The following is a 14051-nucleotide window of genomic DNA, read 5'->3' as shown; positions in this document are numbered from 1 at the left end:
AATCTTCACTGCAACTCCTCCTTGACTCACATGGAATCGAATTGACTCAAATAACGCCGTTGCGCCGTAAATCGGCCAGTTCCTGCGGAGAATAGCCGAGCACTTCCTGTAGCACGTCCTGCGTGCCTTCTCCGAGTTGGGGCGGCGCACGACGCACGGGCATGCGTTCGCCGTCGAAGCGCCACGGCGGCGCGAGCACAGGCGTCGTGCCGCTCGCCGTGTACGGGTGCGGCTGTTGCGTGACAAGGCCCGCATCGGCAGCGCGCGGCGAAAGCAGCGCTTCGCGCAAACCCGCGACTTCGCCGCAAGGAATATTGGCGCGCGCGAGCCGTTCGAGCAGCCATGCGCGCGGCCGGCTGGCCAGTTCGCGCGTGATTTCGGGCAACAGCGTCGCGCGGTGCTGCGAACGCAGGATGTTGGTCGCGTAGCGCTCGTCGCCGGCGAGATCGGCACGCTCGATCACGTCGCGACAAAAACGCTCGTACTGGCTCGTGTTGCCGACGGTGATGACGAGCGGGCCATCGGCCGCGTCGAACACGCCGTAGGGCACGATCGACGGATGCGCGTTGCCGTAGCGCGGCGGATCGTCGCCCAGCACGAGCGCTTCGAGGCCGTAGTAAGCGGTAATCATCAAGCCGCAATCGAACAGCGCCATTTCGACGTGACGGCCGCGCTGCGTGCGTTCGCGCTCGAACAGCGCGGCCAGCATGGCTTGCGCGGCGTACATGCCCGTGAACAGATCGACGGCCGCAATGCCGAACTTGAGCGGCGGCCGGTCGGCCTCGCCGTTCAGCGCCATCAAACCCGCCTCGCCCTGCACGACGAGATCGTAGCCGGGGCGCGCGGCTTCGGGGCCGCTGCGGTCGTAGCCCGAAATCGAGCAATAGATAAGGCGTTCGTTCCGCGCGCGCAGTTGTTCGTAGCCGAGCCCGAGCTTTTCCGCACCGCCGAACTTGAAGTTTTGCACCACCACGTCGCTGGTTTTTGCGAGTTCCTGCGCGATGCGTCGGCCTTCGGCGGTTTGCAGATCGAGCGTGACCGAGCGCTTGTTGCGGTTCACGCTGTTGAAATACGCGGTCTCCGTCCGGCCGATGCGCACGCCCCAATCGCGCGTGTCGTCGCCGCGTTCGGGATGTTCGACCTTGATGACTTCCGCGCCCAGATCGCCGAGCACCATCGCGCTCCACGGCCCCGCGAGAATGCGCGAGAAGTCGAGCACGCGCACGCCCGCGAGCGGCAAGCGGTTGTTGTCGGTTGGCATCGGAGGGCACTCCTTGTTCGTTGCGGGCGCAACGGGATGCGCTGCGCCCAGGGCGGTCGGTCAGTCCGCCTCGCGCCCGAACGCGATATAGCGCGCGAGATGATGATCCTCGTCGCCGAGTTGATGATCGATCATCACGAGACGCTTCGCGTAGTGCGCAAGCGGCAATTCCCACGTCATGCCAATGCCGCCATGCAACTGGATCGACTCTTCGGCCACGCGCGCGCCAATGCGCCCGGCCGTGTATTTCGCCGCCGAAAGCGCGCGCTCGCGTTGCGCGCGCGGCGCTTCGATGGCGGCCGCCGCGTTGATCACCGCCGAGCGCGTCTGCTCGATTTCGAGCAGCACGTCGGCCATGCGATGCTGCAACGCCTGGAAGCTGCCGATCGGCACGCCGAACTGCTTGCGCGTGCGCAGGTAGTCGAGCGTGAAGTCGCGCGCGACGTCCATCGCGCCGAGCGCTTGCGCCGCGAGCGCGAGCAGGCCGTAACCGCGCGCGTGTTCGAGCGTGGCGAAGCCGCTTCCCTCGGCGCCGACAAGCGCATGCGCACCGAGTTGCACGTTGTCGAACGCGACTTCCGCCGCGCGCCCGCCGTCGATTTTTGCGTAGCCGCGCACGTTCACGCCCGCTGCATGGCGCGGCACCAGAAAGAGCGAGATGCCGGCTTCGTCGAATTCCGTGCCGGACGTGCGCGCCGAAACGAGCAGGAAATCGGCTTGTTCCGCGTGCTGCACGACCCCTTTCGCGCCTTGCAGCGCGTAGCCGCCGCCATGCTTTTCCGCGCGCGCGGTCACGCGCGCGTCCTCGTAATGCGAGCCCGGTTCGTCGTGCGCGAACGCCGCGATTTGCGAGCCGTCGATCAACGCGGCAAGGCGCGCGCGTTGCGCTTCGTCGCCGGCGTGCGCGAGCGCGCGGCCGACGATCAACGTGTCGAGAAACGGTTCGACCACGAGGCCGCGCCCAAGCGCTTCGAACACGACGGCGATGTCGAAACCCTGGCCGCCGAAGCCGCCGTCGGCCTCGTCGAACAGCGCGCCGATCACGCCGAGTTCGGCGAATCGTTGCCACATGTCGGCACTGAAACCTGCCGTGGAGCGCGCGATTGTATCGCGGGTGCTGAAACCGTATTGCTCCGCGACGAAGCGGTTGAGCGTGTCCGCGAGCATGCGACGGTCTTCGGTGTGCTGGAAATTCATCACGGACCTCTTAGAGACCGAGAATCATCTTCGAGATGATGTTCTTCTGGATTTCGTTGGAGCCACCGAAGATCGACAGCTTGCGGTTGTTGAAGTATTGCGCGGCGGCGCTGGCGGCTTCTTCGGGGCCGACGTGCGCGCCTTCGTCGTGTTCGTCCAGCGCCTGCTCGATGAAAGGCGCGGCATACGGCCCCATCGCGCGGCGCAGCAGCGAGGAAATTTCCTGGCGGATTTCGGTGCCGCGAATCTTCAGCATCGAGCTTTCCGCGCCCGGCACGCCGCCGCCCGCAACCGCCGCTATCACGCGCAAATTGGTCGTCTTCATGTTTTCGAGGTCGATCTCGACCTTGGCGAGACGCGCCGCGAATTGCGGGTCGTGGGCAAGCGGCTTGCCGTTGCGCGTGACGTGCTGCGCGGCGCGCTTCAAACGCGCGAGCGCGGCCACGGAAAAGCCCACGCCCGCGATGTTCGTGCGCTCGTACGTGAGCAGATATTTCGCGTAGGTCCAGCCCTTGTTTTCCTCGCCGACGAGATTCGCGACCGGCACGCGCACGTCGGTGAAAAAGACTTCGTTGACTTCGTGTTCGCCGTCGAGCGTGACGATCGGGCGCACTTCGATGCCGGGCGTGTTCATGTCGATCAGCAGAAAGCTGATGCCTTCCTGCTTGCGCACGTCGGTTGCGGTGCGCACGAGGCAGAAGATCATGTTCGCGTAGTGGCCGAGCGTGGTCCACGTTTTCTGGCCGTTGACGACGTAGTGATCGCCGCTTTCGCCGGTTTTGCGAACGGCCGTGGTGCGCACCGAAGCGAGGTCCGAGCCCGCGCCCGGTTCCGAATAGCCTTGGCACCACCAGTCGGAGCCGTCGAGAATGCGCGGCAGCCAATGACGCTTTTGCGCTTCGCTGCCGTACTTGATCAGCACGGGGCCGAGCATGTTCACGCCGAACGGCACGATGCGCGGCGCGGCGGCAATCGCGCATTCGTTTTCGAAGATGAACTTCTGCACCGCGTTCCAACCGGGGCCGCCGTATTCCTTCGGCCAATGATTCGCGAGCCAGCCCTGCGCGTTGAGAATGGCGTGCCACGTTGCCATGTCGTCGCGCGTGAGGCGCTTGCCGTTGCGCACCTTGTCGGCGATCCGTTGCGGCAGACGCTCGCGCAGGAACGCGAGCACTTCGCCGCGAAACGCCTCTTCTTCGGCTGTGAATTTCAGGTCCATGTCTAACGCTCCCTGTTTCAGGCCGACTGATTGAGGCTCGCGAAATTCGCGCCGCGCTCGACGAGTTCGACGATCAGCGGCGAAGGCTTCCAGAACAGCGGGTCTTCCTGCGCGAACGTGCGAATGTCGGCGAGCACGTTGGCGAGGCCCACGGTATCGGCATATTTCATCGGGCCGCCACGATAACGCGGGAAACCGTAGCCGTAGATCAGCGTCACGTCCACGTCCAGCGGGCGCAGCGCGATGCCTTCGTACACGACGTTCGCGCCTTCGTTGATCATCGCGGCCATGTAGCGGCGGATGATTTCGTCGTCGGTGAAGCTGCGCGGCTCGACGCCGGCGCGCTCGCGTTCGGCGCGAATGATGGCTTCCACTTCGGGATCGGGCGAGCCCGCGCGCGCGCCTTCGGGGTAGAGATAGAAGCCGCGTCCCGTTTTCTGGCCGAACCAGCCGCGTTCGCACAGGCGGTCGGCGATCTGCACGTAGCGTGCGTTCGGGTCGCGCGTGGCCGCGCGGCGCTTGCGCGTGGCCCAGCCGATGTCGCCGCCCGCGAGGTCGATCACCTGATACGGTCCCATCGCGAAGCCGAAGTCGCGCACGGCCTTGTCGATCTGATACGGCGAGGCGCCGTCTTCCATCGCGTGATCCGCCGCCGTGCGATACACCGCGAGCAGGCGATTGCCGATGAAGCCGTCGCACACGCCCGCGCGCACCGGCACCTTGCGCAGCTTCTTCGCGAGTTCGAACGCGGTGGCCACGACGTCGGCGCTCACCTGCTTCGGCACCACGACTTCGAGCAGCTTCATGATGTTCGCGGGCGAGAAGAAGTGCAGGCCCACCACGTCTTGCGGGCGCGCAATGCTGCCCGCGATGGCGTCGATGTCGAGATACGAGGTGTTGGTCGCGAGCACTGCGCCCGGTTTGCACACGCGGTCGAGTTCGGCGAACACGGCCTGCTTCACGTTCATGTCCTCGAACACGGCTTCGATCACGAGATCCACGTTCGCGAGCGCGTCGTACGAGGTGCTGCCGCTGTAGCGCGATAGCACTTGCGCCTTCGCTTCGGGCGTCATGCGGCCCTTCGCGACGAGGCCGTCGTAGACTTTTTCCACGTGCGCGCGGCCGCGCGCGAGCGAAGCGTCGTCGCGTTCGATCATCGTCACGGGCAGGCCCGCATCGAGCACGGCCACGGCAATGCCCGCGCCCATCGTGCCGCCGCCGATCACGCCCACGGTTTCGATCGGGCGCGGTTTGGCGGCCTTCGTTTCGGGAGCCTTCTGCACCTCGCGCTCGGCGAAGAACGCGTGTACGAGGCCCGCGCGCTGCGGGCTGTCGAGGCATTCGAGAAACCGCTTGCGCTCGAAACGCAGCCCTTCGTCGAACGATTGATCGAGCGCGGCTTGCACGCAATCGACGATCTTCAGCGGCGAGAACAGGCCGCGCGACTTCTTCGCGGTGTCGGCGCGGGCGGCGTCGATGGCGGCTTGCGAGGCGGCGCGGTCGGCGAGACCTTGCGCGTCGCGCGTGCGGCGCACCGGCGCGCGGCTCGCGAGCAATTCCTGCGCGTAGGCGAGACCTTCGGCGAGGATGTCGTCGCTGGCGCCCACGCGATCGACGAGACCGAGCTTTTGCGCTTCCTGCGCGCCTGCGTGGCGGCCACTCAACATCAGCGAAAGCGCGGCTTCGGCGCCGATCAGGCGCGGCGTGCGCTGCGTGCCGCCCGCGCCCGGCAGCAAGCCGAGCTGCACTTCGGGCAGGCCGAGCTTCGCGCCCGCGACGGCAAGGCGATAGTGCGCCGAGAGCGCGACTTCCAGTCCGCCGCCGAGCGCCGCGCCGTGAATCGCCGCGATCACCGGCTTGTGGCATGCCTCGATGCGATTGCAGACGTCGGGCAGCGCGGGCGGTTGCGGCGGCTTGCCGAACTCGCGGATATCCGCGCCCGCGATGAAGTTGCGGCCCGCGCCCACCAGCAGCACGGCATGCACGGCGTCGGTGGCTTCCGCGTGCTCGATGGCGGCGGCCAGGCCGCGGCGCACGTCGACGGAAAGCGCGTTGACGGGCGCATTGTCGATCGTGACGAGCAGCACCTTGCCGCGCAGTTCGTGGGTGACGGGGGAAGCGGAAGAAGCGGGGGAGGCGCTGAGGCTGTCGGTTGCCATGACGGTGCTGTCTCCAGAAATGAGGGCCGGTTCGCGGGAATGCCGCACAAGGGACTCGAATTTGGCGTCGATTGTGGTCGTGCCAGGTCCAATTGACAATCCCATCGCCGGTTGACAGACTGTCAAAATATTTTTGACAGCGAAGCGAGACCACCGTGGATGTCAACGCCCTGACCTTGCTCTGCGAGATTCTCGACGCGGGCAATCTGAGCGAGGCGGCGCGGCGGCTCAAGATGAGCCGCGCGAACGTGAGTTATCACCTCAATCACCTCGAAAAGTCGATCGGCCTGCAACTCGTGCGGCGCACCACGCGGCGCGTGGAAGCCACTGAAATCGGCCTCAAGCTCTACGAGCATGGCCGCGCGATCCAGAACGCGTTGCTGGCCGCGCGCGAGTCCGTTTCCACGCTCGGGCAGAGCCTGCAAGGGCGCGTGCGGCTTTCGGTGCCGAGCGGTTACGGGCAGCTTGTGATGTCCGATTGGCTGATCGGTTTCAAGCGGCTTTATCCGGGCATCGTGCTCGACGTGATGTTCGAAAATCGCGTGGAGGATCTGTTGCGCGATGAAGTCGATATCGCCGTGCGCGTGATGCACGAGCCGCCGCAAAATCTCGTGGCGCGCGACATGGGGCGCGTGAAGTACATCGCGTGCGCGTGCGCCGCGTGGGCCGCCAGGCATGGCATGCCGCAAACGCTCGAAGACCTCGCGCGCACGCCGTTGATCACCGCCACCGTGGTGGGGCGGCAATTGCGCCTCGCGGGTTATCTCGGCGAGGAGCGGCACGAAGTGTTGCTCGAACCTTCGATTATTTCGGAGAACTTTCTATTTCTGCGCCAGTCGATTCTGGCGGGCCTGGGCGTGGGCATCGTGCCCGACTACGTGATGCACGACGACATTCGCAGCGGCGCGGCCGTGACGTCGCTCGACACATGGCGTTTGAGCATTTTCGGCACGCATATGTACATGCTGTACATGCCGAATCGTCACCATACGCGCGCGGCTTCGACGTTTATTGATTATGTGCTGAACGAAGCGCGCAAAACCGGCCGAGGCGCCGCCGCATGAGTCCGGCTCACGCGGCGGCGCGGCGAATCAGGCGTTACTGATTCGTGAGCGCGTTGTTGTATTCGACGCCGGGCTGCGAAGTGTTGCCGCCTTGCGCGACCAGAATGTGAATCTGGCCCGGCGCGAGTTGCGACAGCGTGCCCGCGATCGGCACCGTCGTGATGAGCCAGTCGGCGTTATTGTTGATGGAGATCGTCGGCGACTGATAGATCGGCGTCTTGCTGCCCGCCGCCGTGGCGATCACCACGTAGTTGCCGCCGTTCAGATAGAGCGAATCCTGACCGCTTGCGGGCACGGCGTTCTTGTAGTTGACGCCGGCCATCGTCGGCGAAATATTGGAAATGTCGGTGCCGGGCGCGACCACGTACATGTCGAGGTTTTGCGCGTTGACGGTGGCGTTGAACGCGCGCACGCGGGCGCTGTTCGAGAGCAGGCCCTTGTCGAACGGATCGTCGATCAGGCCGATGTCGCCGCCCGTGAGCGCGGGCAGCGCGAGCACGGTGTATTCGTGGCCCTTCGCCACGTCGGGGAAGTTGCCGCTTGCCAGCGCCGTGGTCGTGCCGGTGCTGGCATAGGCCACGTTGGTGTTGCCGGTGTTGATGTTGGCGAAGTTCGTCACTTGCTTGTACGGGATGTTCGGCTGCAAGACGCTGCCGTTCACCAGGAAGTCGACATTCGGGCCGCCGGGCAGTGCATGCACGAAGTGAATCAACGGATTTTGCAGGCCAAGCTCCTTGGCCACGTCGCTGCCGCCGCCGCCACAGGCGCTAAGCAGGATCGCCGCGCTTGCGAATGCGGCCAGAGTGCGGATCGTCTTCTTCATGGTGTACCTCATCGGTTTCGTCCAGGCTATTGGGAGCGCGGCGCCTATCGGCATCATTGGTGGTATGGACCGCGCCTTGTTATTTCGCCCGCGTGCCGCGATGCCGTCAGCGAAGCCAGCAGTATCGGATTCGGGCGAGCACACTCAGCAATCGCTGTGCCGCCCTGCGTAATTGATGCAGTGCGTATGAACGTGCGGATGCCAAGCGCATGCGCGGGCACGGCGTTCCCGGGAGCGGTATGCCGAATCGCGCTGCGATAAGCGAATTCGATGTTGCATTGCCATGCACGCAAATCGCAATGCGTGCCGATGCCGGAACCGCGAGACGATTGCGAATCTCGCAACCTTTACAACGCGCAATGGCAACTTTTACGCGTGACGCCGTTTAGCGTCCGGCGCGCGGCGTGCCGTCGTTCGGGTTCGGCGCTTGCGCTGCGCTTGACCCGGCCGTGGGGTCGTGGGCCGGGGGACGGCCGCGCGTAGCCGCGGAAACGCTCACGCGTTGTTGAATGCCGGCCTTCGCCAGCATGTGCGCGCTAATGGGCGCGGTGAGAAAGAGAAACGCCGGAATCAGCAATTCATGCAGGCTTGCGAAGTCGCGATGCACGCTGAAATAAAGCACCGAGGCGAGCACGACGCCGCCCACGCCGAGCGTCGTCGATTTGGTCGGGCCGTGCAGACGCATAAAAAAATCGGGCAGCCGCGCAAGCCCGATCGCGCCGATCAGCGTGAACACGCTGCCGATGAGCAGCAGGACGCAGACGATCGCTTCCACCACGGTTTGCATCGCGGTCTCCGTTCAGTTGAGTTCGATGATGTCGCCGCGCTGTAGATACTTCGTCAGCGCGACCGTGGCGACAAAACCCATGACCGCGATAAGCAGTGCGATTTCGAAGAACAGCGTCGAGCGCAAGCGAATGCCGTAGACGACGATCAGCGCGATGGCGTTGATGTTGAGCGTGTCGAGCGCGACAAGACGATCGGGCAGCGAAGGGCCGCGCACGAGGCGCGCGAGTGTGAGCAGAAACGCGAGGCCGAGAATCGCGAGCGACACCGGAATGGCAATGGCTAGCATGCGAAGATCTCCATCAGCGGGGCTTCGTAACGGGTCTTGATCGACGCGACGATGGCGGCTTCGTCGTCGAGGTCGAGTACGTGTACGACGAGGCGCGTGCGGTCGTCGGAGAGTTCGGCGCAGAGCGTGCCGGGACTCAGCGAAACGATGCTGATGAGCGCCGCGAGCGCGATTTCGTGGGTGCTGTCGAGCGGCACTTCGATGAACGCGGGCCGCAGGCGTTTCGTCGGGCCGAGCACGAGCAGCGCGACTTGCACGTTGGCCGCCACGATGTCGTACAGCACGTGTCCCGCGAGCCGCACGAGCAACCCCGGCTTGCCGAAGCGCACCGGTTGCAGCCACAAGCCTTTGCCGATCGCGAACGCGATGGCCGTGCCGAGCACGAGGCCGAGCAGCACGTTTCCCGGCGACAGATCGTTCATCAGCAACAGCCAGACGATCAGCAGCACGACCGTGAGCCAGGGATGCGGAAAGAGCTTTTTCAGCATCGTCAGCTCCCTTGCGCCGGCGGGTTGAGAACCGCGCGCACGTACGCTTCGCGGTCGAGCAGTTGCGCGGCGGCGGCGTCGAGATAATGCTTGAGCGGGCCGGCGAACAGCGTGGCCGCGGCCACGCCCGCGAGCAGCAGCGCGCACGCGGCGAGCTTGATGCGGCTGCCGTGCGGTGCGACGCGCGGGCCGGCATTCGCGGCGGGCATGGCCCAGAGCAGGCGCGTGCCGGTGCGGCTCAACGCCACGATGGAAAGAAGGCCGGAAAGCAGCACGGCGGGCCACAGCACGACGGCTTGCGAAAGCGGTGCGGCGGCTAGCACCATGGCCTTGCCGAGAAAGCCCGAAAGTGGCGGCAACCCGGCGGCGCCCCCGGCGGCCGCGAGAAATAGCACGGCGGCGAAATTCGAAGGCCACGGCGCCTGCGGCTTCGTTGCGGGCGCGACGTGAGCGGGGGCGCTGGCCGGTTCGACGTCGGCGTCGGGCGGGATGGCGGGCGCGGCGGCGTCGTCGAGCGATTCGAGCGAAGCCGGCTCGGGCGTTTCCGTTTCGTTCGCTGCCGCGAGCGGCTCGGGCTCCAGCGTGTCGGCGAGCAGGAACAGCGCGCCCGTGCAAAGTGTCGTGCTGACGAGATAGTAGAGCAGCGCGCTCCATGCAAGCACCGTTTGCATCGACGCCGCGGCAATCAGCAATCCTACCGAAACGAGCACGAGAAAGCCGGTGGTGGTTTTCAGGCTCGACACCGCGAGCGCGCCGAGCGCGCCATACACGATGGTTGCGATGGCGAGCCACCACGCCCAGTCGTGCATGAACGTATCGAGTACGCCGCCCGCGCCGCCGAACACGAGCGCGTCGCAGCGAAGCATCGCGTAGATGCCCACTTTCGTCATGATCGCGAACAGTGCGGCGACGGGACCGATCGCGCTGCGATACGCTTGCGGCAGCCAGAACGACATCGGAAACACGGCGGCCTTGAGGCCGAATACGAGCATGAGCGTCGCGCCCGCGAACTGCGCGAGCGGCAGCGTGGCGGCGTCGGTGTGCGCGAGGCGTTGGCCCATGTCCGCCATGTTGAGCGTGCCGGTGATGCCGTAAAGCACGCCCAGCGCGACGAGAAAAAACGACGAGCCGACCAGGTTCATCAGCAGATAATGCAGGCCGTTGCGCACCCGGCGCCGGCCGCCGCCGTGCAGCAGCAACGCATACGAGGCGATCAGCAGGAGTTCGAAGAATACGAACAGGTTGAAGAGATCGCCCGCGAGAAACGCGCCGTTCAGGCCCATCAACTCGAATTGCACGAGCGCGCGAAAGTAGCGGCCGCGCCGGGCGTCGGCGCTGGTCGTGCCGAGCAGGCAACAGCACGCGAGCACGGCGGTGAGCACGAGCATGAGCGCGCCCAGCCGGTCGAGTTGCAGCACGATGCCGAAGGGCGCGGGCCACGCGCCGAGCGCATAGCTGGAGATCGCGCCGTTCGCCGCGTTCGTTGCGAGTGCAATCGAAATCGGCAGCAAGGCCAGTGTGGCGACGACGTTGATCGCGCGTTGCAGACGCTTGGCGCGCAACGGCAATGCGACGATGGCCCCGGCGGCGAGCAGCGGAATCAGGATCGGGAGAATGAGCGCGTGATTCATGCGCCGTCCACATGGTCGGTGCCGTCGATAGCGAGCGCGCGCAATGCGAGCACGACCGTGAACGCCGTCATCGCAAAGCCGATCACGATGGCGGTGAGCACGAGCGCTTGCGGCACGGGGTCGGCGTATTGCGCGCCCGCCGCCACGATGGGCGGCTTGCCCGTGGAAAGCCGTCCCATGCCGAGAAGAAAGAGATTGACCGCATAGGAAAACAACGTGATGCCGAGTATCACGGGCAGCACGCGCGCGCACAGCAGCAGGTAAATGCCGCAGGCGCACAGAACGCCGAGCGCGATGGCGAAGGCGGCTTCCATCAGCTTTTCTCCACGGATTGCATGTCTTTGTCGCGCACGCCAAGATGCGAAACGATCGTGAGCGTCGTGCCGACCACCGCGCCCATCACGCCCAGATCGAACAGCATGGCCGTGCTCAATTCGACTTCGCCGATCAGCGGAATGTGCAGATGCCCGAATGCGCTCGTGAGAAACGGCTGGCCGAAGGCGAGCGCGCCCAAACCCGTTGCGGCCGCAACGATCAGGCCAACCCCGGCGAGCGCGCGATAGTTGATGCGAATGCGCGATTCGGTCCAGAGCACGCCGCTCGCAACGTATTGGAGCAGCAACGCGATCGACACCACGAGCGAAGCGATGAAGCCGCCGCCGGGCAGATTGTGGCCGCGCAGAAAGATGAACACGGCAACGAGTATTGTGAGCGGCAGCATGAGACGCGCGAGAATCGCGAGCAGCAACGGATGCGATTGCGACGACCACGGCAAGCCGCCGGGGCCGGTATCCGGCGGCCTGAGACGCAGGCCGCGCAGCAGCGCTTTCACGGCGAGCCCGGCCACCACGAGCACGCTGATTTCGACCAGGGTGTCGAAGCCGCGAAAATCGACGAGTATGACGTTCACGACGTTATGGCCGCCGCTGCCCGGCAGTGCGTTCGCGAGAAAGAACGGCGCGATGCCTTCCACGGGAGCGCGCGTCATCACCGCATAGGCCACGCCGCCCAGCATCGTGCCGCCCGCGATGGCCAGCACGGCATTGCGCACGCGCGCGGGAACGGGCTCGACCCTGTGCTGCACGACAGGCAGGAAGTAGATCGCGAGTACGAGCAGCAGCACGGTGACGACTTCCACGGACACTTGCGTGAGCGCGAGGTCGGGTGCGGAAAAGCGCACGAACGCGAGCGTGACGAGCAGGCCGCACGTGCTCAGCATCACGAGCGCATGGAGCGTGTTGGCGCGCACGCGCACCACGGCAAGGGCGAGCAGCGCGATCAACGCGAGGCCGATGAGCGTGATGGCGTCGATGGGCGCGGAACGCCACGCGCCGTCGATCGGGTGAAGCGCGAGCAGCGCGGAGCCGGGCACGATCAGCATGGCGGCGATCATCCACGAAAGATACGCGGGCAGCGAACGCGTTTCGAAGCGGCGCACGATCGCGCCCGCGCCTCGTTCGAGCCGTTGCACGAAGCGGTCGAAGCCTTCGCTCGCGTTCATTTCGGAGAGCAGCGAGCGATGGTGGCGGAACGCGTCGCGGCGGAAAAAGAACAGCAGCGCGCCCGCGATCATCGACACCGCGCTCATGACGAGCGGCACGTTGATGCCGTGCCAGATGCTCAAGCTGTACTCGGGCACGCTGCCGCCCAGCGCGAACCATGCGGCCGATTCGAGCATTCCGCCGATGGTTTGCTGCGGCACGAGGCCGACGAGCAGACAGATCACCACGAGAATCTCGACGGGCAACTTCATGAAGCGCGGCGGTTCGTGCGGCGGATAGTGCGGTAAATCGCGCGGTGTTTCGCCGTCGAAGAATACGCCCCAGACAAAGCGCAGCGAATACGCCACGGAAAGCGCGGCGGCCACCACGGCCAGCGCCGGAATGATCCAGTTGAAGTCGCCGAGCAAGTCTTGCGCGAGCGTTTCGCCGAAAAACATTTCCTTCGACAAGAAGCCGTTCAGCAGCGGCACGCCCGCCATGGCCAGCGACGCGACGCTCGCCAGCGCGCACGTGTGCGGCATGAAGCGGCGCAGGCCGCGCAAGCGGCCCAGATCGCGCGTGCCGGTTTCATGGTCGATGATGCCCGCGGCCATGAATAGCGACGCCTTGAAAACCGCATGATTGAAGGTATGAAACAGCGCGGCGACGGTGGAGAGCTGCGTGTCGAGGCCGAACAGCAGAACGATGAGGCCGAGATGACTGATGGTCGAATAGGCGAGCAGGCCCTTGAGGTCGCGCTGCACGAGCGCCATGCCCGCGCCGCCCGTGAGCGTGACGAGGCCGATCAGGCTCGTTACGTAGAAGAACCAGTCGGTGCCTTCCAGCACGGGATAAAAACGCGCGATCAGGAAGATGCCCGCCTTCACCATCGTGGCCGAATGCAGATACGCGGAAACCGGCGTTGGCGCCGACATGGCATGCGGCAGCCAGAAGTGAAACGGAAATTGCGCGGACTTCGTGCAGGCCGCGAACAGCACGAGCAGCAGGATCGCGGGATAAAGCGGATTGCGCTGCACCTCGCCCGCATGCGCGAGCACGGTGCCGAGTTCGTAGCTGCCGCATACGCGGCCGAGCAGCAGCACGGCCGCAAGCAACGCAAGGCCGCCCGCGCCGGTGATCGTGAGCGCCATGCGCGCGCCGCGCCGCGCTTCGGGACGCGAAGGCCAGAAGCCGATCAGCAGGAACGAAACGAGGCTCGTGAGTTCCCAGAAAACGACGAGCAGCAGCAGATTGTTCGAAAGCACCACGCCGAGCATCGCGCCCATGAACAGCAGCAGCAACGCGTAGAGGCGCGGCAGCGACTCGCTGCCCGCAAGGTAGTAGCGCGCATAAACGAACACGAGCAGGCCGATCGCGAGCACGAGCAGCGCGAACATGAACGCGAGACCGTCGAGCCGCAAGGAGAACGCGAGGCCAAGCTCGGGTATCCAGTCGGCATGCCATTGCAGCACGCCGAACGTCGGCATGCCGACGCGTTCGCTCGCGAGCAGGCCCAGGCCCAGCAGCGCGGCCGCGAACGCGATCCACGTACCGGACGCGGGCGCGCGATGCCGCATGAACGCCACGAGTGCCGCCGCGACGAACGGTATTACGACGAGCCACGCCAATGCCATTCGCACTCCCCCGTATCCG

General features: G+C 65.5%; 12 protein-coding genes. 1 reads left to right on the top strand and 11 read right to left on the bottom strand.

Annotated features, from left to right (window positions below; genetic code table 11):
• Positions 1 to 46 precede the first annotated feature (46 nt).
• The 4 genes from U5805_RS25925 to U5805_RS25910 are packed head-to-tail and all read right to left on the bottom strand — an operon-like array spanning position 47 to position 5836.
• Complete coding sequence (locus tag U5805_RS25925; RefSeq protein ID WP_322106368.1) at positions 47 to 1261, bottom strand: CaiB/BaiF CoA-transferase family protein; 1215 nt, start codon at positions 1259 to 1261, stop codon at positions 47 to 49.
• Positions 1262 to 1321: 60 nt separating this feature from the next.
• Positions 1322 to 2458, bottom strand: a complete 1137-nt coding sequence (locus U5805_RS25920; protein ID WP_322106367.1) for an acyl-CoA dehydrogenase — start codon at positions 2456 to 2458, stop codon at positions 1322 to 1324.
• Positions 2459 to 2468: 10 nt separating this feature from the next.
• Positions 2469 to 3677 carry an acyl-CoA dehydrogenase family protein gene (locus U5805_RS25915; RefSeq protein ID WP_322106366.1) on the bottom strand — a complete coding sequence of 403 codons (1209 nt, stop codon included), beginning with the start codon at positions 3675 to 3677 and terminating at the stop codon, positions 2469 to 2471.
• Between the two features lie 17 nt (positions 3678 to 3694).
• Positions 3695 to 5836 (bottom strand): 3-hydroxyacyl-CoA dehydrogenase NAD-binding domain-containing protein, encoded by a 2142-nt coding sequence (locus tag U5805_RS25910; RefSeq protein ID WP_322106365.1) that lies wholly within the window; start codon positions 5834 to 5836, stop codon positions 3695 to 3697.
• A gap of 155 nt (positions 5837 to 5991) precedes the next feature.
• Here U5805_RS25910 and U5805_RS25905 point away from each other — a divergent pair, with 155 nt between their 5' ends.
• Entirely contained in the window at positions 5992 to 6900 is a 909-nt protein-coding gene (locus tag U5805_RS25905) for a LysR family transcriptional regulator (RefSeq protein WP_322106364.1), read from the top strand.
• A 34-nt stretch (positions 6901 to 6934) separates the two neighbouring features.
• Here the strand turns inward: U5805_RS25905 and U5805_RS25900 are convergent, their stop codons facing one another.
• From U5805_RS25900 to U5805_RS25870, 7 genes are all read right to left on the bottom strand, one after another.
• A complete protein-coding gene (locus tag U5805_RS25900) occupies positions 6935 to 7723 on the bottom strand; it encodes a DUF4397 domain-containing protein (RefSeq protein ID WP_322106363.1) in 789 nt (262 codons plus the stop codon).
• 385 nt (positions 7724 to 8108) lie between these two features.
• The gene (locus tag U5805_RS25895; protein ID WP_322106362.1) at positions 8109 to 8510 is read right to left on the bottom strand and encodes a Na+/H+ antiporter subunit G; all 402 of its coding nucleotides are present in this window, start codon (positions 8508 to 8510) and stop codon (positions 8109 to 8111) included.
• 12 nt (positions 8511 to 8522) lie between these two features.
• A complete protein-coding gene (locus tag U5805_RS25890) occupies positions 8523 to 8798 on the bottom strand; it encodes a K+/H+ antiporter subunit F (RefSeq protein ID WP_322106361.1) in 276 nt (91 codons plus the stop codon).
• Positions 8792 to 9286: a Na+/H+ antiporter subunit E gene (locus tag U5805_RS25885; RefSeq protein WP_322106360.1), complete on the bottom strand. Its 495-nt coding sequence runs from the start codon at positions 9284 to 9286 to the stop codon at positions 8792 to 8794. The genes U5805_RS25890 and U5805_RS25885 overlap by 7 nt, the downstream gene beginning before the upstream one ends.
• Before the next feature lie 2 nt (positions 9287 to 9288).
• The gene (locus U5805_RS25880; protein WP_322106359.1) at positions 9289 to 10917 is read right to left on the bottom strand and encodes a monovalent cation/H+ antiporter subunit D; all 1629 of its coding nucleotides are present in this window, start codon (positions 10915 to 10917) and stop codon (positions 9289 to 9291) included.
• On the bottom strand, positions 10914 to 11231 hold the full coding sequence (locus U5805_RS25875; RefSeq protein WP_322106358.1) for a Na+/H+ antiporter subunit C: 318 nt from the start codon (positions 11229 to 11231) through the stop codon (positions 10914 to 10916). The genes U5805_RS25880 and U5805_RS25875 overlap by 4 nt, the downstream gene beginning before the upstream one ends.
• Positions 11231 to 14032: a monovalent cation/H+ antiporter subunit A gene (locus U5805_RS25870; RefSeq protein ID WP_322106357.1), complete on the bottom strand. Its 2802-nt coding sequence runs from the start codon at positions 14030 to 14032 to the stop codon at positions 11231 to 11233. The genes U5805_RS25875 and U5805_RS25870 overlap by 1 nt, the downstream gene beginning before the upstream one ends.
• Positions 14033 to 14051: the final 19 nt, after the last annotated feature.

The sequence above is a fragment of the Paraburkholderia sp. J41 genome, from assembly GCF_905220235.1.
Classification (GTDB): Bacteria; Pseudomonadota; Gammaproteobacteria; order Burkholderiales; family Burkholderiaceae; genus Paraburkholderia.
Note: the sequence above shows the minus strand (reverse complement) of the source record. Positions and strands in the feature narration are given on the sequence as shown.